This is a genomic window from Gordonia gummivorans, from assembly GCF_022513585.1.
Taxonomy (GTDB): domain Bacteria; phylum Actinomycetota; class Actinomycetes; order Mycobacteriales; family Mycobacteriaceae; genus Gordonia.
The window spans coordinates 43,027-66,039 of the sequence record NZ_JAKWBF010000032.1 but is presented as its reverse complement, the minus strand read 5'-3'; the positions used below and the strand labels follow the sequence as shown (position 1 = coordinate 66,039).

The following is a 23,013-nucleotide window of genomic DNA, read 5'->3' as shown; positions in this document are numbered from 1 at the left end:
GGCGACACGAAGCGGCCCCCGCACCACCCGAGTACGGGCGTATCCGACCGGACGGGTCGGGGTGCGGGGGCCGGGTGACCATCGGGTATTCGCCGGCGCCGAGACGGATTCGCCTCGTGCGACATACGAATGCCACACGGTCAGCGCTAGCGGATGGTCACCTCACGTGTCCGTATGTCAATCAATTCCAGACCACCTCCTTCCTTGTGTACACGCGAACCTACGCCCGCTTTCGCGGTGCCGCAAAGGGTTTTTCGGGCATCCTCGAGAACTCGAGTTGAGTCGGGAAGGTGCGTCGGGGCCGGTGGCCAGGATCGAGCCCCTGGCGGTGGTCTTTCGGGTATGTCCCGGAAGCGGACGCTGACGGGCCCGAGCTCAGTCACCAGTCGTCGGGCGTCGCACTCCGCCGAACGCGATGCCAGGCACCTGCGCCCACAAGAAATAGGGGAGGAGTTTTCTTCCCCGACCCTTGGTGTCCTCCCCCAGAATTTCTCGCGGACGACTACGAACCCCGGGGAAGAAACTCTTCCCCTAAATTTTGCGGGCACGACGCTGGCGCATTTCCGCAGGTCATCGCGGTCGGTCACCTAACTCGTCGAGCCAGGGAGCGGGTGACTGCTACGGCGTCGGCACCGGAATCGCACCCGGCACGGTGGTCGACGGCGCACCGCTCGGCGGCGCCGACACCGGGGGTTTGAGACCGGGGACCGGCTTCGCGCCGGGCGGGACGGACGACACGACGTCGACCTTGCCGCGGAACGAGTCGTCGGTGATCACGTCGATCGCGTTCACCAGCCAGCGGTCGCTGTCTTTCTGCATCGTGTACGTCAGGCGGCTCGGGTTGATGCTGACCAGTTCCTTGTTGCCCTTGCGGGTGACCGACTGGTTGATGAAGAGAAGGACGGTCGAGGTGTCGCGGGTGTTCGTCACCACACCCGCATCCTGGATGGTGACCTCGGAGACCACATCCTGCTTGCGCACCTCGGCTGCCAGACTCGCCTCGGTGATGGTCTTGACGTATTCCGGCTTCGCCCCACCGGTCAGGATCGACATCGACTGATCGATGTGGTCGGTGATGTTGCCGGCGTTGTAGCCGAACATCGTCACCGCGTACTGCTTGGCCGCCTCGAGTGACGTCTCGCGAGATTTCTCCGTCGCGCGTCCGTCCCAGAAGCGCATCCCCAGGAACACCGCGGCGGTAGCGGACGCCACCAGCAGCACTGCCAGCACCGCCCCGACCAGTTGCTTCCGGCTGATCTTCATCACGCCACCCACTCATAGTTGGTGACCTTCAGGTCGCCGTTGATGCGCGTCATGTCGACCCGCCACCGGAACGTCTGCACCTGCATCGGCAGCTTGCCGTCCAGCGAACGCTGCTGCCAGCCGAACACCATGATCACCGACCCCTCGTCGGGTTCGGCCTTGGTGACCGCCTCGCTGAGGATCGTCGTCTTGGTCTCCACATTGGTGTCGCGGACCAGCCCGACCGCCTGCTGCGACGAATCCTGCAGCTGCTGCTTCACCTTGCCGCTCGAGTCTTCCTGCACCGTCTTGAGGACCTGGTCGACGTTCGACGGATTCATGCTGGTCAGGTTGATGATGAACTGCGACGCGAACGACGAGTACTCGGCGCGCAACGCGTCGAGATCCTTCTGCCGGTTGATTCCCACGGCGAAGACCACAGACGCGGCCACGAAAGCGAGGATGAGAACCCCGGCGACGATCGCGAGCGCGAGGTCTCGACGCGAGCCCGACGACGAACCGCGGTAGCGGACCTTCGGCACGGTGCTGCGGTCGGTACCCGACGACATCCGCGCCTGCCGTCGCTCCCGATAGCTGACGGTGCGCTCGATTTCACTCGGATCGCGTTCGATTTCGGTGGTGGAGTCGGCAGTGATCTCGACACGGCTCCTCGCCTTGCGGCTCGGTGCCGGCTCGATCAGCGGGGAGGTCGCCTCGTCGGGTGAGGCTGTTGTCTCGACCGGCGCCGGCTTCGGCTTCTTCTTCGCCCGCCCCATCGGCGACGTGCGAACGGGTCGTGTGCGTCGGGTCGTCGGGGTCTTCTCGTGTACGTCGGATTCGGGTGTCATTTGCCCACCGTCTTCGTGATCAGGGACTGCCATGTACCGCCTTGCGCATTGTTTCCGGTACCGGCGTTGTAGGTCTTGCCGTCCGGGCCGATGAAGTCGCCGGAAGCCGGATCGTATGTGGTTGCGTACACCGCCGGGGCCGGGTTGTAGCTCGACGGGGTGCCCGGCGTCACGTTACCGGACCGCTGCGCCTCCCATTTCAGCCCGAACGGCAGCCCCCGTTGGAATGGATCCACGGTTCCCGGCTTCGGCTTGTAGCCGGTCCGGCATTCCGCGGGCGTCGGCGCACGTCGCCCCGGGTACTCGACGCACGGGTAGTTGCGCGCACCGCGCACCGCGAGGTTCGAGTTCTGCGGCACCCGGCACAGCATGCCGGCCGGCAGTTCGCGTGCGGTCTGCTCCGACGGGAAGCGCCACTGCTCCTTCGGGAGGAAGCCGATGTTGCACGGTGGGCGGTCCTGGAAACCGAGCGAGAAGTTCACGTTCGGTCCATACCGGACGCTGCCCGTGTTCAGCGCGGTGATCAGCGCCGCGATCAGCCGCGGGTAGATGACCAGGATCTGCCGCATGTTCGGCAAGTAGACGGCCTGTGTCTTGGCCACCACGCCGAGGTTGGAGACCAGCAGCGGCCACGACTGGTTCATCGACGCGAACAGATCTTCGCTCGTCGACACCGTCGACGGCCCCTTGGTGAGGATGTCGGTGATCTCCGGCCGGTTGGCCCGCAACTGGTCGGTGAAGGTGGTGACGTCCCGCGTCCAGGACCGGATGTCGTCGGCGGTCCGCGACTGGGTGGCGAGCAGCGCACCCCCCTGATCGACCAGCGAGATCGTGGTGTCGGTGTTCTTGTTGGCCTCGTCGACGAACAACGCCATCGAGTCCAGAAGTCGTTGCAGCGCTTCGCCGGTGCCGTTGAACGCAACGAACGCCTCGTCCATCAGCGACCGCAACTTGGTGTCGCCGACCTTCTGCAAGAGTGCGTCGGCCTGGTCGAGCATCGTCGAGATCTCCACCGGCACATCGGTACTCGACACCTGCGAACCCTCGGACAGGTTGTCGCCGGATGGATTCGGCGGCGGGGTGAACTCCACGTACTGCTCACCGATCGCCGACACGCTGCGCACCGACGCCTGCGACGACGCGGGGATCTCGGCACCGTTGTGGATGGTCAGCTCGGCGGTGACCCCGTTGTCGGTGAGCCGCACCGCCTCCACCTTGCCGACGTTGACGCCCCGGAAGCTGACATTGGCATTCTCATAGAGCCCACCGCTGCTCGGCAGGTTGAGGTCGACGCGATAGCTGCCCACCCCGAACATCGACGGCACTCGGATGTAGTAAACGCCCACCGCCACCATCGCGACCACGGTCACGACCGCGAAGATGATCAGCTGGATGCGGACGAACTTGCTGATCTTCATCGATGACCACCTCCGGGCGGCACCATTCCGGGCGCGGGCACCGGCTCATTGGTGTCGCGCGGCCGCTCACCGCCGGGTTGCAGCGGACCGGTGAACGGATTGAGGCCACGCGCCGCGGCCCCCGCCCGACGCCCCAGCACGCCCTCCGGACCCGTGAGTCCGATGCTGGCGAACATGCTCTTGCTCAACCGGGCTGGGGTCAGGTCAAGGACGAGGTCGGAGTTGACGTAGTCGCCCTTCACGATCGTCGGGATCATGGGTTCGTAGAACGGGAAGGTCAGCAGGATGTTCAACGACTGCGACAGGGCCGGACCGGTGGCCGCCAACTGCTCCAGGGCCGGACGCAGTCCTCGGACAAAGGTCTGGATGTCGTCGGTATTGGCCTTCAGGACGTCGTTGGTCGTCCGCGACACCTTCGTCACGGCGGCCAGCATGTCGGTGAGATGCACCCGCTGGTCGACGAGCAACCGGAGGATACGTGGGCCGTCGGCCAGCGCCTTCTCGATCGTCGGGCTCTGCTGGTTCATCGTCGCCGAGAGTCGGTCGAGTCCCTCGGTGGCCTTGATGATGTTGGCCTTCTGAACATTCAGGTCCCCGACGAGCGTGTTGAGGCGTGGGATCAGCGCCCGGATGGCGTCCTGGTGACCGGAGAACACCTGATCCATCTCGTGCACGATGTCGCCGAACTGGCTCAGGCCACCGCCGTTGAGCACCACCGACAGCGAACTCAGCACCTGCTCGGTGGTCGGGTAGGTGCACAGTGCGACCTGCTGAGCGGAGTTCACGTCCGGGACCGCGGGCACATTCGGGTCGGTGACGATGTTCGACTGCTCCGGGCATTTGGTGAGCGGGATCTCGTCGCCGGCCTGCATCATCGCCCCGGTCGGCTTCTCCGGCTGCACGATCTGCAGATGCATCGACCCGAGCGCGCTGGTCATCCCGACCATCACGTGCGAACCGACAGGCACCATCGTGCCCTTGCTCAAGCGCATCGTGACCTGAGCGTTCCAGTTCTTGACCTCGATGTCGCCGACGCTGCCGACGGTCGCGTCGTCCATCAGGATCGGCGCGTTGTTGACCAGCCCGGCGGCGGTCGGGATGACCGCGGTGATCTCGTAGTCACCGTCGCCGGTGCCCTGTGCACCCGGCACGGGCAGCGAGTTCGGGCCGTCGAAGGAGCATCCCGCAAGAATCGTCGCGACCACGACCGACATCACGACCAGCCAGCGGCGCCCCGACGCCCCGCCCCTCATCGTCCGGTCTCCCATGGAATCAACAGCCCTCGAAGTCCGGACTTCTGGTTGTCGCGCCGGGTCTCGTTGTCGATGCGTTGCTCGTTCTGTTGTGCACGCGCCCGCACACTCGCGTTCTGGTAGGTGATCTGATCGCGGTTGGCGTTCTTGCCCGACACCGGGTTCGCGAGGAACGGCGGATAGTTCATCGAAATCGTGGTGAGAATCGGGGCGAGCACTTCGACGCAATGGTCGACGTCGGCGCCGGAGAATCCGGGCCGGTTGTTCGCGTCCATCGTCCCGCACAGCAGCGTGATCAGGTTGGTGCCCATCCCGAGGCCGAACACGCCCGACAATGCGCCGGACAACGGGTTGTAGATGTTGAAGAAGTTCGCGAGCTGGTTGGGTGCCGAGTGCAGCAGACCACGCAGCTGTTCGTCCTTGTCGGCGACGATCCGCAGCGAGTTCGCCAACCCCTGCGACGACGCGGTGATCGAAGCGCCGTTGCGGTCGATGAAGGTCTTCACCTCGGTCATCGCCGTGGACAGGCCGTGGAGTGCGCCATTCAGTTCGGTGGTGTTCTCCGCAAGAACCGAACTGACCGAGGCGATCCGGCCATTGAATTGCACGAGCTGCTCATGACTCTGCGACAGCGCGTCCGTGAGCTTCTGCAGGTTCTTGATGGTCGCGAACAGGTCGCCGCGGCCGGCCGCGAGCGTCCCCATCACCTCCGACATCTGGGTGATCGACGTGTTGATCGCCGCACCGTTGCCGTTGAGGTTGGCCTCGAAGGTGTTGATGGCGTCGGCCGCCGTGCCGTTGTTGTCGGCCTCCGGGCCGACCGCCTCGGTGAGTCGGGTCAGCTGCTTCTTGATGTCGTCCCATTCCATCGGCACCGCGGTGCGCTCCATCGGAATGGTCGCGCCATCGGACATCGCGGCGCCCTGGGAGTAGACCGGCGTCAGCTGCACGAACCGTCCCGACACCAGGCTTTGCGCGACGATCACCGCTTTGGCGTCGTTCGGGATGTCGACGTTCTTGTCGACCTGCAGGACAACCTTGACGTCACCCCGCCGCGGGGTGATCTCGGTGACCTTGCCGACGTTGACGCCGAGCACACGCACCGGGTCGCCGTTGTAGAGGCTGGTCACCGACCGGAAATAGGCCGTGAAGGTGTTGGTGGTGGCGCGGGTGAACACGGTGAATCCGACCACTACCACGGCGACGGCCAGCAGTGCCGCCAGCCCGGCCAGGATCACGCGACGTCCCATGGTCATGGTCAGCCCCCTGGTCTCGGTGTCGGAGTGAGCGTCGGATAGGTCGGTTTCGGTGCCGGTGGCCGCGGCGGGTCGGTGCCGGCGGGCGGCGCTGCGCTCCACGCGTTGGGCAGCAACGGGAAGCCGGAGTACATGATCGCCTTCCACAGCTGCGGATACTTCCCACGCAGCGCCGACATGAACGCCGCGGTGTAGTCACCGAACGTGCTGACGCCGACCAGCGAATCGAAGTTCGGTCCGGACGCCACGGCCTCGCCCAATGTGTTGGCATACGGCCCGAGGCGGTCGATGGTCTTCTTCAGGTCGGCTTCCTTGTCGGTGAGAATCTTCATCACCCGGTTGAGCTTGTCCAGCGACGGCTTGAGCTGCTGATTGTTCTCCGCGATGAAGGCGTTCAGTTGTCGCGTCACATCCCGGAGTCCGACGATGAGCTGACCGAGCGCCCAGCGGCGCGTCTGCACCTCACCGAGCAGCGAATTGGCGTCCACCAGAAGCTGATTGATCTGCTGGTTGCGATCGCCGAGGACCCTGCTGACCTGGTTGGCCTTGGACAGAAGTGCGCGCAGCGCGTTGTCCCGTTCGGCGATGGTCGTCGACAGGCGTGCGACGCCGTTGACCGCGCCCTGCACCTGCGGTGGCGTGTTCTGGAAGGTCACCGTCAGGGTCCGCAACGCCAGGTTCAGCTGGTCGGTATCGGTCTCCGACAGGGTCGAGGTGGCGCCCTCCAGCGCATCCTGCAGCGAGTACGGGGAGATCGTCTGCGTCACCGGGATCGAGCCGCCCGGCTTGATCCGATCACCCGGATGCGGGATCACCGTGAGGTTGCGTCGGCCCAACACCGTTTCGGTCTTGATGGCCGCCTGTGAGGTGTCACCGAGTTCGACGGTGTCGTTCATGCGGAACGACACCCGCACCTTGGTGCCCTGATCGGTCTTGGCGAGCGCGATCGACTCGACCGTACCCACCTGCACGCCCGACACCGAGACGATGTCGCCCTTCACGAGCCCGCCGGCGTCGTCGAAGTAGGCGCTGTAGGTGCTGATCGGCGAGAGGAACGGCAGCTTGTCCATCTGCATCGCGGTGATCACGACCAGCGCGGTGACGACCAGACCGATCACGCCGATCTGGACGCGGCCACGACCACCCCGCTTCTTCTCACGGGCGACGTCGGCCTCGTCGGAGGCGCTTCTGCGGCTGGAGAACATGCCGCCGAACGGCAGACTCATTGCTGCGCACACCTCCCCCCGGCGCGGGTCGTGTTGCCCATCACGTCATTCGACGTGAAGAACACCTGCTGACCACCCGGTCCGCCCAGCAGAATCCGAATGCGGCAGAAGTAGATCTGTAGCCATGCTCCGTAACTACCCAGGTTGGACAGCTTCTTGTAGTCGTCGGGCAACCGCGAGATCAGCGCTCGGATATACGGTTCGGCGACGAGTAGTTCGTCGGAGGTCTTGCCGGTCGCTGCGATCGTGCGGGTCAGGTCGGTGCGCGTGGAACCCAGAAGACTGGCAAGTCCGGTTGTGACCTGCGATGTCTGGGTGATCGCGGCACCGATCGTGCCGCGCTGTTCGTTGAGTCCGGTGACGAGTTGCTGCAGGAGATCGAGACTGGTGTCGAGGCCCTGGCGGTCGCCGTCGATGGTGCCCAGGGTGGTGTTCAGGTTGTCGATGACCTGCCCGATGAGCTTGTCGCGGTCTGCGATCGCATTGGTGAACTGATTCGTGTTGGTCAGCAACTGGGTCAGCGCGAGGCCTTGGTCGTCGCCCTGGAACACCTTGATGATCGACGCGGTGAGGTCGTTGGCCTCGTCGGGGTTGAGCGTCCGGAACAGCGGTTTGAACCCGCCGACGAGCTTGTCGAGGTCGAGCGCGGGCTCGGTCTGGGCGACCGGGATCACCGCACCGTCGTCGAGGAACTCGTTGACGTTGCCGGTGCCCTGCTGCAGTTCGAGGTAGCGGTCGCCGGTCAGGTTCTCGTAGCGGACCAGCACCCGCACCGACTTGGGCACCGGGTACTTCTGGTCGACGGTGAACTCGATCTCCGCCTGGTTGTCGCGGTTGAGCGAGACGTCTCCCACCGACCCCACCTCGACGCCGGCAATCTTCACCTTGCTGCCCGCCTTGATGGCCGACGCGCTGGTGAACACGGCGGTGTAGTCGTTGGACGACCCCGACCGGTACCGGCTGAACACGACGACGAGAGCGACGAAGACCAGCACCATCACGATGGTGAACGCCCCGAGTTTGATGACGGTCGCGCGAAACGCGCGGGCACGGTTATCCACGGGCCGGCTCGCCGAAGATGAGTTGGAACAGCTTCTGGGAGTTCACCTTTGGCGTGGTCCTCGGCTGATAGGGGTAGTTGGCGTTGTCGGTGACGTAGAACTTCGTGTGCTCGGTAGACGACGGGTTGCTCAGCCCGGTCTCGCACGTCGGGGGGCCCGCGCCGCGCACCTGCGGCAAGTCGTACGGGTACTGGTAGGGGTCCTTGCCGGGCAGGATACTGGCGTCGAGCATCAGGTTGCCGTTCTTTCCGCCCATGTACGGCGCGGCGATCTGTGCGGCCGACGCCGTCGACGTGATGAAGCACTTGATGCCGGGTGCGTTGTAGCCGAGCAGCCGGGCCACCGGACCGATGTCGGTGAGCGCCGAGATCAGCGTGGGTTTGGTGGGTGCGACGACCCCGTCGATCGTGTTGGCCATTCCGGTGGTGTTGATCAGCAGCGCGTCGAGGTTGCTGCTGTTGTCGACGAGGTTGTTGCCGATCGAGGTGAAGTTGTCGACGGTACGCAGCAGGTTCGGCATGCTGTCGGCGTACACGTTGGTCACGGTGGCGCCCTCGCGGAACAGCCGATTCAGTTCGGGCAGATGCGGATTGGTCTTGCCGAGCAGACCCGACAGCTGATCGAGCGCGACCCCGATCTCGGCCCCCTGGCCGGCGAGCGCGGTGTTGATGGCGCCGAGCGTGGCGTTGAGCTTCTCCGGCTGCAGGTCCGCGAGTACCGCGACGAGCTGCTGGTAGACGGTGTTGAGTTCGACGACGACCCGATCGGCGGAGATCTCGGCCCCGGCGGTCAGATGCCCCTGCGCCCCTTCCGGCGGGATGCTGAGGTTCACCGCCTTGGCACCGAAGATCGTGTTGGACTTGATGTCCGCGGTGACGTTGCCGGGGATGTGGGCCATCTGCGAGTCGTCGATGTTCAGGGTGAGGACCGCCTGGCCATCGGTCTCGGTGATGGTGTCGACACGTCCCACCTCGACGCCGCGCAGCTTCACCTTGGCGTCGGGATTCATCACCAAACCGGCACGCGGCGCCACCAGAGTGACCTGCTGGGTGCCCGAGAACCATCCGAGGAACTGCGCCGTCGCACCGACCACCAGGGCGACGATCACACCGACCATCACCACTGCTGCCGTCCGCCGCACCCCGCGGGAGCGCTCCTGCCTACGTGTCATCCCCTACCCCGCCAGGTTGAACTTGCCGTCGGCGCCGTAGATGGCGAGCGAGGTCAAAAGTGTGATCACGACCACAACAACGAGCGATGCCCGCACCGCGTTCCCGACCGCCACACCGACGCCCACCGGGCCGCCCGAGGCGTTGTAGCCGTAGTACGTGTGGATCAGCATCACCGCGACCGCCATGCAGATCGCCTGCACGAACGACCACAGGATGTCCGACGGTATGAGGAAGGTGTCGAAGTAGTGGTCGTAGACGCCCGGCGACTGGCCGTAGATGAAGACGGTCGCGAAGCGGCTGGCCAGGAACGAGGCGAGTGACGCCAGCGCGTAGAGCGGGATGATCGCCACGAGACCGGCCACGATCCGGGTGCTGACCAGGTACGGGATCGACGAGATCGCCATCGTCTCGAGCGCGTCGATCTCCTCGCTCACCCGCATGGCACCCAACTGGGCGGTCGCACCTGCGCCGATCGTCGCGGCAAGCGCGATACCGGAGATCACCGGCACGGCGATGCGCACGTTGATGAACGCGGAGAAGAATCCGGTGAGCGCTTCGACACCGATGTTGGCCAGCGAGCTGTAGCCCTGGACCGCGATGGTTCCGCCGGTGAACAGGGTGAGGAAGCCGACGACCACCACGGTGCCGCCGATCATCGCCAGCGCGCCGGTGCCCATGGAGATCTCCGCGATCAGCCGCAGCGTCTCCTTCTTGTAGAGGCGCAGCGCACGCGGGATCGCGACGATGCTGTCCCAGTAGAACAGCGCCTGATCGCCGATCTGATCCCAGTCCTCGCCGGCACGTTTGATGGCCACACGGGCCGTGTGGAATCGGGTGGTGAAGGGAAGGACCATCTCAGCCCGCCGTCGCCTTCAGACCAACGGCGGTCACGACCACATTGACCACGAACAGCGCCATGAAGGAGTAGACCACCGTCTCGTTCACGGCGTCGCCGACGCCCTTCGCGCCGCCCTTCACGTTCAGTCCCTGATAGCAGCCGACCATCCCGGCGAAGAGCCCGAACAGCGCGGCCTTGACCATCGAGATCATCAGCTCACCGAACCCCGTCAGCAAGGTCAGGTTGGCGACGAACGCGCCGGGGTTGACGTCCTGCAAGTACACCGAGAAGACGAAGCCGCCGCCGATGCCGATGGTGCAGACGAGGCTGTTCAGCAGGAGGGCCACCCCGGTGGAGGCGATGATCCGCGGGACCACCAGGCGGTGGATCGGATTGATACCGAGCACCTTCATCGCGTCGATCTCCTCGCGAATGGTGCGTGCACCGAGGTCTGCGCAGATCGCGGTCGCGCCGGCACCCGCGACGATCAGCACCGTGACGATCGGTCCGATCTGGGTGATGGTGCCGAGCGCCGCACCCGCTCCCGAGAGATCCTGTGCGCCGATCTCACGAAGAAGGATGTTGAGGGTGAAGCTCACCAGCACGGTGAACGGAATCGCGACGAGCAGGGTCGGCACCATCGACACCCGGGCGATCGCCCACGACTGCTCCACCGTCTCGCGCCACTGGAAGGGGCGATGGAAGAGCTCACGGGCCGACTCGACACCGAGAGCAACGAAATCTCCGATCCCCCCGAGTGGCGTCGCCAGCTTCCCTAACACCAGCACTCCTCACCGTCGCCGTAGGAACCGCCCCGTCGCTTCGCTCGCTCGTTGCAAGTACCCCGTCGCTTCGCTCGCCCAGACGACCACCGCGAAAATATCACGCAGATACCCGCCGGTTTGGTCAGTTGACCAAGGCGCTGGCCGAGAAGCCGCGCCCCGGGTCACGGCCCGCGAAGTAGCTGGTCAGCGTTTTCGACAGATCATCGGCATCCCACGCGTCACCGTCGGCGGCAAAGACCTCGTCGACGGTCGGTGCAGCCATCAGCGTCACCTGAGGACCGTAGACCACAAACACCTGTCCGGTCACGCCATCCGAATCCGGCCCGGCCAGATAGTTGACCAACCGCACCACGTGTTCCGGCGCGAGCGGATCGACGCCCTCGTCGGGCGCGTCGCCAAAGGTCGCTGCGGTCATCGCGGTCCGCGCGCGCGGACAGATGGCGTTGGCGCGCACCCCGTAGGACTGCAGCGCACGCGACGCCGAGATCGTCAGCGCGGTAATTCCCGCTTTGGCGGCACCGTAGTTCGCCTGCCCGGCAGGTCCGAGCAGGCCGGCCTCCGACGAGGTGTTGATCAGCCGCCCGTAGACCGGGCCACCCGCCTGCTTGGACGCCGACCGCCAGTACGCGGCCGCGTTGCGGTTCAGCAGGAAGTGACCGCGCAGATGGACATGGATCACGAGATCCCAGTCGTCGTCGGTCATGTTGAACAGCATCTTGTCGCGGACGACGCCCGCATTGTTGACGACGATGTCGAGCCCGCCGAGCTGTTCGGTGGCCGCGGCCATGATGGCGGTCGCGGTCGCCGAGTCGCCGATGTCGCCGCCGACCGCGATCGCCCGACCGCCGGCCGCGCTGATCTCGTCGAGCACATCACTGCTCTCGAGCGCGGCGGGCAGGTCGTTGACGACAACCGACGCTCCCTCGCCGGCGAGGCCGATGGCCTCGGCTCGGCCAAGGCCCGCACCCGCACCGGTCACGACCGCGACCCGTCCCTGGAGTGTTTGTCCCACCGCTGTTCCTCCCTGAGCTGAAAACTAGAACCTGTTCTAGCATGTTCGCTCCCGAGATGGAACCGAATGGACAAATGTCCCAGGTTCAGTCCTCCTCGATCGACAACGCAGACTTGGGACAGTTGGCGACCACCTGACGCAGTTCCTCTTCGCGCCCCTCGGGGACTTCGTCTTTGAGAATCACCAGGTAATCGTCGTCGTCGAGGTCAAAGATGTCGGGTGCCATCCCGACACAGATCGCATTGGACTCGCATAGGTCAAAATCAGCCTTGATACGCATGGCAACCATCTCCTCATCGACTCACGACCGGTTGACGGGCTGTAGCTCAACAGGTTAGAACGTGTTTCAGAAGTTGACGATACCGGGCCGGGTTGCGGCCCACCAGATCAACAAATGTCTACTGACGGAGTACCGATGCGCATCGCCTACACCGAACAGCAAGCCGAACTCCGCCGTGAGCTCCGAACGTACTTCTCCGCGCTGATGACCGACGAGCGTCGCGCGGCGCTGACGAGCGGTGATGGCGAACTCGGCCAGGGTGACGCCTACCGTGACGTCGTCCGCCAGATGGGGCGCGACGGATGGCTGGCGCTCGGCTGGCCCACCGAGTTCGGCGGGCAGAACCGCTCGATGATGGATCAGCTGATCTTCACCGACGAGGCCGCGATCGCCGGCGCCCCGGTCCCGTTCCTGACGATCAACTCGGTGGCGCCGACGATCATGAACTACGGCACCGACGAGCAGAAGGCGTTCTTCCTGCCCAAGATCGCGGCAGGCGAACTGCACTTCTCGATCGGCTACTCGGAGCCCGGAGCGGGCACCGACCTCGCCGCCCTGCGCACGACGGCCGTGCGCGACGGTGACGACTACGTGGTCAACGGCCAGAAGATGTGGACGTCGCTGGTCGCCTACGCCGACTACATCTGGCTCGCCTGCCGGACCGATCCGTCGACCCTGGAACCCGGCGCCAAGAAGCACCGTGGGATCTCGGTGCTCATCGTGCCGACCACGTCGGAAGGGTTCGGCTACACGCCCGTCCACACGATGTCGGGCGTCGACACCAGCGCCACCTACTACCAGGACGTCCGCGTCCCGGCATCGGCACTCGTCGGCGAGGAAGGCCGCGGGTGGGCACTGGTCACCAACCAGCTCAACAACGAACGGGTGGCACTGTGCAGCGCCGCACCCATCCAGACCGCTCTTCGCGAGACCATCGAATGGGCACAGCACACCAAGACCGGCGACGGCCAGCGGGTCATCGACGCACCGTGGGTGCAGACCAACCTCGCCCGCGTGCACGCCAAGGTGGAGTTCCTCAAACTGATCAACTGGAAGATCGCGTCGATCGCGGCATCCGGCGAGGCACCCAGTCCCGCCGACGCCTCCGCGACAAAGGTGTTCGGCACCGAGTTCGCCACCGAGGCCTACCGCTTGCTCATGGAGGTCGTCGGGCCGTCCGCCACCCTGCGCGCGAACAGTCCCGGCGCGCACCTGCACGGTCGGCTGGAGCGGTTCGCGCGGACGTCGCTCATTCTCACCTTCGGTGGCGGCACCAACGAGATCCAGCGCGACATCATCGCCATGCTCGCCCTCGGCCTCCCGCACCAGCGCCGCTGACCCCATCTGAGTCGAAGGATCACCCATGGATTTCACGCTCCCCGAGTCCGCCACCGATGTGCAGGGACTGGTGCGCGACATCGCCACCACCCTGAGCACACCGGAGCGCGCCGCCGAACTCGAGGCCGCAGCCGCACCCATCGACGCCGACCTCTGGCGCGAACTCGGGACGGCAGGCTTGCTCGGTCTCGAGATCCCGTCGACGCTCGTCGGCGAGTCGGGCGGCGACCTGTCCGCCGTCGAGAACTGTGTTGCCGCTGAGGAACTCGGCCGGACGCTGGCGCGGGTACCGTTCGGTCCGCACGCCATTGCCGCGCTGCCCGTGCTCGCCGCCCGGGCCGATGAGTCGTTGCGCGAACGCATTCTGGCCGCCGCAGCTGCCGGCACCACCGTGCTGACCGTGGCGTTCGAAGAGGACCTCGGGCCCGACGCCACCACGCCGACCGCGACCCTGTCGGCCGACGGACGGCTGAGCGGGGTCAAGGTCAACGTCCCCTACGCCGAGGCCGCCGATCTCTTCGTGGTCAATGCGATCGGACCCGACGGCGCTGTCGCGGTGGCGGTTCCCGCCGACGATCCCGGTGTCCGCGTCACCACGGCCGTCTCCACCGGACTGCTCCCGATCGCGGAGGTCGAGTTCGCCGACGTCGCAGTCACTTCCGATGCCGTGCTGGCCGGCGGGGTCGACGCGGTCACCAACATCGCGAATCGTCTGGCACTGGCTGTGTGCGCCGAGCAAACCGGAATCGTTTCGCGCGCACTCGAACTCACCGCCGAGTACGCACGCGAGCGCGAGCAGTTCGGCCGGGCGATCGGCTCCTTCCAAGCCGTCGCACAGCGACTCGCCGACGGCTACATCGACGTTCAGGGTCTGTCACTGACCACCACGCAGGCGGCATGGCTGTTGGCCAACGCCGACGACGACACCCACGGAGTGTCCGACGCCGACCTGCGCACGGCGATCGCCACCGCCAAATTCTGGGCCGCCGAGACCGGGCATCGGGTGGCGCACACCACGGTCCACGTCCACGGCGGCGTCGGCCTCGACACCAGCCATCCCGTGCATCGATACTTCCTGCGCGCCAAGCAGAACGAATTCACCGCCGGCAACCTGCCGGCCTCGCTGCGCACCATCGGCACCGCACTCGCGGCCGCTCCCGTCTGAGTGGACACAATCGCAGGACTCCTGCACGGGATCGGCGACGTCGACAACAGGGGCGTTCGCTGTGGCGATCAGTTCATCTCGTGGCGAGAGCATCTCGGTGCCTCCCGTACCCGGGGAGCCGCGCTGCGCCGTGTGTTGAGCCCGGATCGGCCACCGCACGTCGGGGTTCTGATGGAGAACTCCGTCGAATTCAGCCTGCTGCTCGGCGCGGCCGGACTCGGTGCGTTCGTCCTGGTCGGGCTGAACACGACACGACGCGGCGAAGCGCTCGCCGCCGACATCGCCCGCGCGGACTGTCAGATCGTGCTCGTCCACGCCGCTACCCGTCACCTGCTCGATGATCTTGCGTTGGACGCAGTTCGGGTGATCGACGTCGACGAGCCGGAGTGGCAGACGTTGGTCGGTTCGAGCGTTTCCTCCGACTTCGGCGTCGTGACTCCAGACGATCTGATGATGCTGATCTTCACCTCCGGGACAACCGGCGATCCCAAGGCCGTCCGCTGCACCCAACGCACGTTCGCCGTGAGCGGGCAGATGCTCGCCGAACGTTTCGACATCGGCGCCGACGACGTGGTCTACCTGTCGATGCCGATGTTCCACTCCAACGCGGTGATCGCCGGATGGTCGGTCGCACTGTCCGGCGGTGCGGGTGTCGCTGTCCGCCAACGATTCTCCGCATCGGGGTTCCTGCCCGATGTGCGCCGATACGGCGTCACCTTCGCCAACTACGTCGGCAAGCCGCTGCATTACATCCTCAGCACGCCCGAAGCGCCCGACGATGCCGACAACACGTTGCGGATCATGTACGGCAACGAGGCCACCGCATCCGATCGCGACCGCTTCGCCACCCGATTTGGTTGCCGAGTGGTCGACGGCTTCGGGTCCACCGAGGGCGGGGTCGCCATCACGCGAACACCCGACACCCCGGCCGACGCCCTCGGTCCGCTCCGCGCGCCGACCGCCGTCGTCGATCCCGACTCGGGTCTCCCGGTGGCCGTCGGGGAGGTCGGCGAGATCGTGAACTCCGCTGGTTCGGGCCTCTTCTCGGGGTACTACCGCGACGAGAAGGCGACCGCCGACCGGATGCGCGGCGGGATCTACCACACCGGCGACCTCGCCTGGGTCGACGACGCCGGCTATCTCCACTTCGCGGGCCGCCTCGGTGATTGGATGCGCGTCGACGGCGAGAACCTCGGCACCGGACCGATCGAACGAATCCTGTTGCGTCACCCGCGGATCGCCCAGGTCGCGGTGTACGGCGTGCCCGTGGAGATCGGCGACGAGATCGAGGCCGTCCTGGTTGCCCACGACCTCGACCCCGCTGAGTTCGGCCAATTCCTGTCCGCACAAACCGATCTCGGCCCCAAGCAGTGGCCGCATCGCGTTCGGGTGGTCGACGCACTACCGACCACCGCGACGTTCAAGACCCTCAAACGCGAACTCGCCGCCGAGCGCACACCGCCGACTTGGGTGCGCACCGGCCGGACGTATCACGCCCCCACTGCTGGTTGAGCAGCGACCAGCACAATCCGTTACCGCTGCCCGATTCGAAGAGGCCCGATCCGCTCCAACCACTGCCTGAGCATGAATCCGTGGAACGGAGCCAACCTACGCTGCCTGAGGTGCGACGAGCCCTTGCGAGGAGCCTCGAAGGCCTGGTGACGTCAGCTCACCAGGCCCTTCGAGGCTCGTCGCTTGCGCTCCTCGCACCTCAGGGAGCGGAACAGAACTCAGGAGCGGAGAGGGCTCAGGTAGCGGTGGGCCCCTCAGCGAGCGGGATGGCGTCCCGAGTGCGGAACGGAGCCGCGGGCTAACCCAGCGTCGAATCCAACCGCTTGACCGCCTCGTCGTATTCGGCGACCATCCCGGCGATCATGTCGGCGACCGGCACGATGTCGTTGCAGCGTCCGACGATCTGGCCGGCCGGCATCGCGACGACTTCCGGATCGTCTGCCTGCGAGATACGTGCATGCGCCTCGGCGACGAGCAGATTCTGCAGCGGCATCGGCAGCGGCTCGGGTGCGCCGGACGCATCCCAGGCGTCGGTCCACTTGGTCTTGAGCAGCCGCGCGGGTTTGCCGGAATAGATGCGACGACGCACGGTGTCGCGGGAGGTCGCCGACAGGAGCGCCTTCTGCACCGTCGACGGCCCCTCGGCCCCTTCGGCTATGCCCAACCGGTATTCGGCGGCGGTGAGCCAATAGGTACCCATCCACACCCCTTGTGCGCCAAGCGCGATCGCGGCGGCGATCTGACGACCGCTGCCGACACCCCCGGCGGCCAGCACGGGCGCCGAATCACCCACGGCGTCCACGAGTTCGGGCCACAGGATCATCGACGTGACCTCACCGGTGTGGCCGCCACCTTCGTAACCTTGGGCGATGACGATGTCCACACCCGCCTCAACATGATGCAGCGCGTGATCTTTCGCGCCCGCGAGAGCGGCGACGAGCACACCGTGGTCATGCGATGTCTGGATGACGTCGGCCGGCGGCGATCCCAGCGCATTGGCAATGAGCTTGATCTGGCCGTACTTACGCGCATGCTCCATCGCGACGTCGACGTGGGAGCGGGCCACCGAGTGCAACCAGCCCAGCACCCCGGCGTCGACCCGATCGCCACCCGGCAGTGGCGGCACACCGAGGTCGTCGAGCGTCCGTTCGACGAAGGCCCGATGCTCGGGCGGGATCATCGAATCGAGGTCGACCTTGCTTCCCTCCGTGGGAATCTTGGCCGGCATGACGATGTCGACGCCGAACGGTTTGCCGTCGGTGTTCTCGTGCATCCACTCGAGAACCTCGTCGAGCTCGTCGGCCTCGTTGAACCGCACGCAGCCGAGGACGCCCAGGCCACCGGCACGGCTGATCGCCGCGGCGACGTGCTGGCTCGGGGTGAAGCCGAAGATCGGGTAGTCGATGCCGAACCGGTCGGCCAATTCTGTACGCATGTCAGTGCCTTCCGGATGGAGCGTGCGCCTCGTCGGCGGGCCGTTCCGCGGTGATCGATGCGCCCCACCGATAGTCGGGTTTCCCGGCCGGTGATCTCTTGATCTCGTCGACGAACCACACACTGCGCGGGCACTTGTAGCCGGCGAGTTCCTTGCGGACGACGTCGTTGAGTTCGTCGAGCGTTGGGCGTGCGCCGTCACGAGTCGCGATGACTGCGGCCACCCGTTGTCCCCATCGATCGTCGGCGATCCCGACGACCACGGTGTCGAAGACATCCGGATGCGCCTTGAGTGCTCCCTCGACCTCTTCGGGGAATACCTTCTCGCCACCGGTGTTGATCGACACCGAACCACGGCCGAGCATCGTGATGGTGCCGTCGGCCTCGAGCTGCGCGAAATCGCCTGGTAGCGAATACCGTACGCCGTCGAACTCCTTGAATGTCTTCGCCGACTTCTCCGGATCGTTGTGGTAGCGCAGCGGAATGTGGCCCGTCCGCGCCAGCACGCCGACCTCACCGCTGCCCGGTTCGATCCGAGTGCCGTCCTCGCGCAGGACGTGAGTTTCGCTGTCGGCCTTGACCCGTGGGCCACCAGTGTGCGGCGCGCCCTTCGCGACAACCCCGAGTCCGCCGAAGCCGGTCTCCGACGACCCGATCGCGTCGATGACGATCGCATTCGGGAAGCGGTCCAGGAACTGCTCTTTCACGCTCGGCGAGAACAGTGCGGCCGACGACGCGACCGTCACCACCGAACTGAGGTCGAGGTCGGGATTCTCCGCGAGGGCCTCGATCATCGGGCGCCCCATGGCATCTCCGGTGATGAAGATGACGTTGACGCCATGGCGGGCGACGATCTCCCACGCAGCAGAACCACTGAACTCGGGATAGACGACCGCTTTGCCGCCGCCGAACAGCGACTGGAAGATCGCCCATTGCGACCCGCCGTGGATGAACGGAGGAATCGGGAACCGCACCAACTGACCGCCGTCGGCACCGTCGCGGGCCAGCTTCCACTCGTCGGTCACCGGCTCGCTGTTGAACCAGTCGATACCCCCGCCGAGCACGCGCCAGATGTCCTCCTGGCGCCACACCACACCCTTGGGCCGTCCCGTGGTGCCGCCGGTGTAGAGCATATAGAGGTCGTCGGAGGAGCGTTCCTCGAAGTCACGCTCGCCCGGCGATTCGGCGATGGCGTCCTCGAACCGAATCGCATCCGAGTACCCCGCGCACCGCAGATCGGTCTCGGTGCCGTCGTCTATGACGATCCGGTGCCGCAGATCGGGCGCTTTCGGCAACGTGTTGCAGACGCGTTCGCAGTACTGCCGCTCGTGGATGAGCACCGACATCCCCGAGTCGGTGAAGATGTGCTCGAGTTCGGACTCCACGTAGCGGTAGTTGACGTTCACCATCACCGCACGAGCTTTGAAAATGGCGACCATCGCCTCGACCGATTCGATGGTGTTTCGGCTGTACAGACCCACTCGGTCGCCGGGTTTCACCCCCAGTTCGCGGAGTTTGTGCGCGAGCGCGTTGGATCGTTGCTCAAGTTCGGAGTAGGTACGCGACGTACCGTCGGATTCCAGTGCGACGCGCTCGGGCATCAGGTCGACGGCATGCTCGATGAGATCGGCAATCGTATAGGCCATGGCAACAAAATTAGAACGTGTTATCGTTTTCGGCAAGCTGCTGTTTCACGCGATTTCCAGGAGACGACGATGACCGCACTCACCGACTCCACCGCCGACACCGACCACGCCCCGCACTGCCTGGTCGAGAAGCGCGGCCACGTACTGATCGTCACCATGAACCGGCCGGAAGCGCGCAACGCGCTGTCGGCCGAGATGATGAGCATCATGGTGGAGGCCTGGGATCGCGTCGACAACGACCCGGACATCCGGGTCGCGATCCTCACCGGAGCCGGCGGCGCTTTCTGCGCGGGCATGGACCTGAAGGCCATGTCGAAGAACGCGCCAGGTGACACCGTCGATCAGGGCACCTGGAATCCGGCAGCGCTGCCGGCCCTGCTCAAGGGTCGTCGGCTCACCAAGCCGTTGATCGCGGCGGTCGAGGGCCCCGCCATCGCCGGTGGTACCGAGATCCTGCAGGGCACCGACATCCGCGTCGCCGGCGAGACCGCGAAATTCGGTGTCGCGGAGGCACGATGGGGCCTGTTCCCGTTGGGCGGCAGCGCCGTTCGGCTCCCTCGGCAGATCCCGTACACCATCGCCGCCGACCTGTTGCTCACCGGACGCCACATCACCGCGGCCGAGGCCAAGGAGTACGGCCTCATCGGCTACGTCGTCCCCGACGGGACCGCCCTCGACACCGCACTCGACATCGCGGAGACCATCGCGGGCAACGGGCCGCTGGCGGTCCAGGCCATCCTCAAGACCATGCGCGACACCGAGGGTCTCCACGAGCTCGACGCCTTCGAGATCGAATCCAAGCTCGGCATCGCGGTGTTCAAGAGCAAGGACGCCAAGGTGGGGCCGCGCGCCTTCGCCAACAAGGAAAAGCCGGTCTTCACCGGCGAGTGAGCACCGGGTCGTGCGACTCCTCACGGCGCTCTTCGGCCCGCAGAACGCCGCCGAACGCACCGCCGCACTCCATAGTGCAGGCATCGACGGCGTGTTCACGTTCGAAGGACCGCACGACGTCTTCACGCCCTTGATCCTGGCCGCCGGCGCGGCACCGGTCAGCCTTCTCACCAATGTGGCGATCGCATTCCCGCGCAACCCGATTCACGTCGCGCACCAGGCCAACGACCTGCAACTCATCTCCGGCGGGCGCTTCACGCTGGGTCTCGGCACCCAGATTCGCCCGCAGATCGAGAAGCGGTTCGGCGCCGAGTTCGACCACCCCGTCGACCGGATGGTCGAGTTCGTCGCAGCGTTGCGGGCCATCTTCGACTGCTGGAGTTCCGGTACCCGCCTCGACGTCGATGGTCGTTTCTACCGGCACCGCCTGATGACCCCGGCGTTCAACCCGGGCCCCAATCCGTACGGCCCGCCACCGATCTACGTCGGCGCGCTCGGGCCGCGACTGACCCGGGCGGTCGCCACGCACTGCGACGGACTGCTGATCATGCCGTTCACCAGCGATCGATTTGTCCGAGAGTCCGTCATGCCCCTCGTCGCCGCCGGCCTCGCGGCGTCCGGGCGGACGCGATCCGAGTTCACGGTGATCCCCGAGATCATCGTCGCAACCGGCCGCGACGAGGCCGAGTACGACGTGGCCGTCGCCGCGGCACGCCGACTACTCTCCTTCTACGGTTCGACGCCGGCCTACCGCCCCGTCCTCGACCTGCACGGCTACGGCGACCTGCAGCCCGAGCTCAACCTGTTGTCGAAGCAGGGCCGGTGGGCCGAGATGGCCGACCTCGTCGACGACGGCCTGCTGGACACCATCGTCACTCGCGGAACGCCCGCCGAGGTCGCCGCGACCATCGCCGCGCGAGCTGCAGGAATCGCCGATCGGGTGGCCCTCTATCAACCGTTCCCGATGGCCGACGAGTGCCTCGCCGAGGTCAGCGCCTCGTTTCACGGCTAATCTGTCCGCCACCAGCGGATACAAGTGGGGCAAACGCCCGGCATAATAGGGCCCGGTCTCGACAAGGTATCGGGGCCGCGGACGACACGGGGGCGCGACGGTGGCAGGTAGGTTGGCGCAGGCCGCGCGGACACACTGGCTTCGTAACAGCTGGTCCGGTCAAGAGTTCCCCCATCCGGGCAAGCGCCGGCCGATCGTCGGTGACCTTGAGGTTTCCGATCCGCGCAACCCGATCCTCAGCGTCCTCACGCTGGGCAAGGAACTCGGCGAGATCTATGAACTGAAGATCTTCCGGCAGAAGTTCGTCTTCGTCGCCACCGCGGAACTCGTCGCCGAACTGTGCGACGAGACCCGATTCCAGAAGACCTTGCCGCCCGCGATCGACGCGCTACGCGAGTTCGGCGGAGACGGTCTGTTCACGGCGTACAACGACGAGCCGAACTGGCAGCTGGCCCACGACCTCTTGATGCCCGCGTTCACCAAGGCGTCGATGCGGTCGTATCACGAGATCATGCTGGCGGTGACTCGCGAACTGTTCGAGTACTGGGACGGACTGCCGACCTCGCGTGTCGACGTCACGCGCGACATGACGAAGCTGACCATGGAAACCCTCAGCCGGTCGGCCTTCAGCCGTGATTTCGGGTCGTTCACCAGCCCGACTCCCCATCCGTTCGTCGGCGCAATGATCCGCGGTCTGGCCACCGCGCGACGCAAAGGCGGTATCCGCACCGCACCCGGCGGGAAACTGGCCGGGAAGTTCCTCAGTCACAAGATGGCCAAGGACCAGGAATGGGCCGACGAACTGCTCGACGACCTGATCGCCGCCCGGGCCGATGACCGATCCCAACACGATCTGTTGGGCATCATGCTCAACGTCGCCCATCCGGAGACCGGGGAACGGCTGTCCCCGATCAACATTCGCTACCAGATCCTGACCTTTCTCGTCGCCGGCCACGAGACGACCTCGGGCGCACTGTCGTTCACCCTCTACTTCCTGGCCACCAACCCGGACTGCCTTCGCCGCGCACAGGAGGAAGCCGACGCGATCCTCGGCGACGACCCCGACGCGGAACCGACCTTCGATCAGGTGTCGAAGTTCCGTCATATCCGGCGGTGCCTCGACGAGTCGCTGCGCATCTGGCCGACGGTGCCGGCGTTCTCCCGAACCCCGTTGTCCGACACCGTACTCGGCGGACGGTACCCCATGCGCACCGACGACTGGGCACTGATCATGCTCGGGCAGGTACACCGCGATCCCGCGGTGTGGGACGAACCCGAACGCTTCGACCCCGACCGCTTCCTTCCCGAAGAGATCAAGAAGCGGCCGGCGCACAGCTACAAACCCTTCGGCACCGGCATGCGCGCCTGCATCGGACGGCAATTCGCGCTCCACGAGTCGGTTCTCGTCCTCGCCCGACTCGTACACCGGTACGACCTCACCCCCGACGCCGACTACGAACTCGACGTCACCGAACGACTCACCATGGTGCCCAGAAGCTTCTTTGTGACCCTCCGTCGACGCCGCGCAACCACACAGCCTGTCGAATCACACAGCCACGCAACCCATTCCGGATAGCCGACCGCTCCCGAGGCGCCCTTCCGCTGCCCGACCCGCCTTCCACTG

The 23,013-nt window shown here is 65.8% G+C and carries 20 protein-coding genes; 6 read left to right on the top strand and 14 right to left on the bottom strand.

Annotated elements, in window-relative coordinates; genetic code table 11:
* Positions 1 to 618: 618 nt before the first annotated feature.
* The 12 genes from MKW15_RS20030 to MKW15_RS19975 form a co-directional block, all read right to left on the bottom strand.
* Positions 619 to 1,263, bottom strand: a complete 645-nt coding sequence (locus MKW15_RS20030) for a hypothetical protein (protein ID WP_240861246.1) — start codon at positions 1,261 to 1,263, stop codon at positions 619 to 621.
* A complete protein-coding gene (locus MKW15_RS20025; protein ID WP_240861244.1) occupies positions 1,263 to 2,090 on the bottom strand; it encodes a hypothetical protein in 828 nt (275 codons plus the stop codon). Before MKW15_RS20025 ends, MKW15_RS20030 begins: the two co-directional genes overlap by 1 nt.
* The gene (locus tag MKW15_RS20020) at positions 2,087 to 3,508 is read right to left on the bottom strand and encodes an MCE family protein (RefSeq protein WP_240861241.1); all 1,422 of its coding nucleotides are present in this window, start codon (positions 3,506 to 3,508) and stop codon (positions 2,087 to 2,089) included. Before MKW15_RS20020 ends, MKW15_RS20025 begins: the two co-directional genes overlap by 4 nt.
* On the bottom strand, positions 3,505 to 4,776 hold the full coding sequence (locus MKW15_RS20015; protein ID WP_374247548.1) for an MCE family protein: 1,272 nt from the start codon (positions 4,774 to 4,776) through the stop codon (positions 3,505 to 3,507). Before MKW15_RS20015 ends, MKW15_RS20020 begins: the two co-directional genes overlap by 4 nt.
* Positions 4,758 to 6,017, bottom strand: a complete 1,260-nt coding sequence (locus MKW15_RS20010) for an MCE family protein (protein ID WP_240861239.1) — start codon at positions 6,015 to 6,017, stop codon at positions 4,758 to 4,760. Before MKW15_RS20010 ends, MKW15_RS20015 begins: the two co-directional genes overlap by 19 nt.
* 2 nt (positions 6,018 to 6,019) lie before the next feature.
* Positions 6,020 to 7,243 carry an MCE family protein gene (locus MKW15_RS20005; RefSeq protein WP_240861237.1) on the bottom strand — a complete coding sequence of 408 codons (1,224 nt, stop codon included), beginning with the start codon at positions 7,241 to 7,243 and terminating at the stop codon, positions 6,020 to 6,022.
* On the bottom strand, positions 7,240 to 8,304 hold the full coding sequence (locus MKW15_RS20000; protein WP_240861235.1) for an MCE family protein: 1,065 nt from the start codon (positions 8,302 to 8,304) through the stop codon (positions 7,240 to 7,242). Before MKW15_RS20000 ends, MKW15_RS20005 begins: the two co-directional genes overlap by 4 nt.
* Positions 8,297 to 9,475: an MCE family protein gene (locus MKW15_RS19995; RefSeq protein WP_240861232.1), complete on the bottom strand. Its 1,179-nt coding sequence runs from the start codon at positions 9,473 to 9,475 to the stop codon at positions 8,297 to 8,299. Before MKW15_RS19995 ends, MKW15_RS20000 begins: the two co-directional genes overlap by 8 nt.
* A gap of 3 nt (positions 9,476 to 9,478) precedes the next feature.
* On the bottom strand, positions 9,479 to 10,330 hold the full coding sequence (locus MKW15_RS19990) for an MlaE family ABC transporter permease (RefSeq protein WP_240861230.1): 852 nt from the start codon (positions 10,328 to 10,330) through the stop codon (positions 9,479 to 9,481).
* 1 nt (position 10,331) lies between these two features.
* Positions 10,332 to 11,096, bottom strand: a complete 765-nt coding sequence (locus tag MKW15_RS19985; protein WP_240861228.1) for an MlaE family ABC transporter permease — start codon at positions 11,094 to 11,096, stop codon at positions 10,332 to 10,334.
* 124 nt (positions 11,097 to 11,220) lie between these two features.
* Positions 11,221 to 12,111, bottom strand: coding sequence for a 3-oxoacyl-ACP reductase (locus MKW15_RS19980; protein ID WP_240861226.1), 891 nt, complete (start codon positions 12,109 to 12,111; stop codon positions 11,221 to 11,223).
* An 85-nt stretch (positions 12,112 to 12,196) separates the two neighbouring features.
* Positions 12,197 to 12,391 carry a ferredoxin gene (locus MKW15_RS19975; RefSeq protein ID WP_240861224.1) on the bottom strand — a complete coding sequence of 65 codons (195 nt, stop codon included), beginning with the start codon at positions 12,389 to 12,391 and terminating at the stop codon, positions 12,197 to 12,199.
* Positions 12,392 to 12,526: 135 nt separating this feature from the next.
* Here MKW15_RS19975 and MKW15_RS19970 point away from each other — a divergent pair, with 135 nt between their 5' ends.
* The 3 genes from MKW15_RS19970 to MKW15_RS19960 are packed head-to-tail and all read left to right on the top strand — an operon-like array spanning position 12,527 to position 16,406.
* On the top strand, positions 12,527 to 13,729 hold the full coding sequence (locus MKW15_RS19970) for an acyl-CoA dehydrogenase family protein (RefSeq protein WP_240861222.1): 1,203 nt from the start codon (positions 12,527 to 12,529) through the stop codon (positions 13,727 to 13,729).
* 25 nt (positions 13,730 to 13,754) lie between these two features.
* On the top strand, positions 13,755 to 14,894 hold the full coding sequence (locus MKW15_RS19965; RefSeq protein ID WP_240861220.1) for an acyl-CoA dehydrogenase family protein: 1,140 nt from the start codon (positions 13,755 to 13,757) through the stop codon (positions 14,892 to 14,894).
* On the top strand, positions 14,895 to 16,406 hold the full coding sequence (locus MKW15_RS19960) for a long-chain-fatty-acid--CoA ligase (protein WP_240861218.1): 1,512 nt from the start codon (positions 14,895 to 14,897) through the stop codon (positions 16,404 to 16,406).
* A 298-nt stretch (positions 16,407 to 16,704) separates the two neighbouring features.
* On the opposite strand, the gene MKW15_RS19955 is transcribed toward MKW15_RS19960, so the two are convergent.
* Positions 16,705 to 17,841, bottom strand: coding sequence for an NAD(P)H-dependent flavin oxidoreductase (locus tag MKW15_RS19955; RefSeq protein WP_240861216.1), 1,137 nt, complete (start codon positions 17,839 to 17,841; stop codon positions 16,705 to 16,707).
* A 1-nt stretch (position 17,842) separates the two neighbouring features.
* Positions 17,843 to 19,486 (bottom strand): acyl-CoA synthetase, encoded by a 1,644-nt coding sequence (locus MKW15_RS19950; RefSeq protein ID WP_240861214.1) that lies wholly within the window; start codon positions 19,484 to 19,486, stop codon positions 17,843 to 17,845.
* A gap of 69 nt (positions 19,487 to 19,555) precedes the next feature.
* Here MKW15_RS19950 and MKW15_RS19945 point away from each other — a divergent pair, with 69 nt between their 5' ends.
* The 3 genes from MKW15_RS19945 to MKW15_RS19935 all read left to right on the top strand — a co-directional run bounded on the left by MKW15_RS19945 (position 19,556) and on the right by MKW15_RS19935 (position 22,965).
* Positions 19,556 to 20,377: a crotonase/enoyl-CoA hydratase family protein gene (locus MKW15_RS19945; RefSeq protein WP_240861212.1), complete on the top strand. Its 822-nt coding sequence runs from the start codon at positions 19,556 to 19,558 to the stop codon at positions 20,375 to 20,377.
* A 10-nt stretch (positions 20,378 to 20,387) separates the two neighbouring features.
* Positions 20,388 to 21,389 (top strand): TIGR03617 family F420-dependent LLM class oxidoreductase, encoded by a 1,002-nt coding sequence (locus tag MKW15_RS19940; protein WP_240861210.1) that lies wholly within the window; start codon positions 20,388 to 20,390, stop codon positions 21,387 to 21,389.
* Positions 21,390 to 21,489: 100 nt separating this feature from the next.
* Entirely contained in the window at positions 21,490 to 22,965 is a 1,476-nt protein-coding gene (locus MKW15_RS19935; protein ID WP_240861208.1) for a cytochrome P450, read from the top strand.
* Positions 22,966 to 23,013: the final 48 nt, after the last annotated feature.

Bases quoted from the DNA above. Each gene is read 5' to 3' on its own strand.
- MKW15_RS20030 (WP_240861246.1), bottom strand. From the start codon at position 1,263: ATGAAGATCAGCCGGAAGCAACTGGTCGGGGCGGTGCTGGCAGTGCTG.
- MKW15_RS19970 (WP_240861222.1), top strand. From the start codon at position 12,527: ATGCGCATCGCCTACACCGAACAGCAAGCCGAACTCCGCCGTGAGCTC.
- MKW15_RS19945 (WP_240861212.1), top strand. From the start codon at position 19,556: ATGACCGCACTCACCGACTCCACCGCCGACACCGACCACGCCCCGCAC.
- MKW15_RS19955 (WP_240861216.1), bottom strand. From the start codon at position 17,841: ATGCGTACAGAATTGGCCGACCGGTTCGGCATCGACTACCCGATCTTC.
- MKW15_RS20015 (WP_374247548.1), bottom strand. From the start codon at position 4,776: ATGGGAGACCGGACGATGAGGGGCGGGGCGTCGGGGCGCCGCTGGCTG.
- MKW15_RS19965 (WP_240861220.1), top strand. From the start codon at position 13,755: ATGGATTTCACGCTCCCCGAGTCCGCCACCGATGTGCAGGGACTGGTG.
- MKW15_RS20020 (WP_240861241.1), bottom strand. From the start codon at position 3,508: ATGAAGATCAGCAAGTTCGTCCGCATCCAGCTGATCATCTTCGCGGTC.
- MKW15_RS20010 (WP_240861239.1), bottom strand. From the start codon at position 6,017: ATGACCATGGGACGTCGCGTGATCCTGGCCGGGCTGGCGGCACTGCTG.
- MKW15_RS19990 (WP_240861230.1), bottom strand. From the start codon at position 10,330: ATGGTCCTTCCCTTCACCACCCGATTCCACACGGCCCGTGTGGCCATC.
- MKW15_RS19995 (WP_240861232.1), bottom strand. From the start codon at position 9,475: ATGACACGTAGGCAGGAGCGCTCCCGCGGGGTGCGGCGGACGGCAGCA.
- MKW15_RS20025 (WP_240861244.1), bottom strand. From the start codon at position 2,090: ATGACACCCGAATCCGACGTACACGAGAAGACCCCGACGACCCGACGC.
- MKW15_RS19950 (WP_240861214.1), bottom strand. From the start codon at position 19,486: ATGGCCTATACGATTGCCGATCTCATCGAGCATGCCGTCGACCTGATG.
- MKW15_RS19975 (WP_240861224.1), bottom strand. From the start codon at position 12,391: ATGCGTATCAAGGCTGATTTTGACCTATGCGAGTCCAATGCGATCTGT.
- MKW15_RS20005 (WP_240861237.1), bottom strand. From the start codon at position 7,243: ATGAGTCTGCCGTTCGGCGGCATGTTCTCCAGCCGCAGAAGCGCCTCC.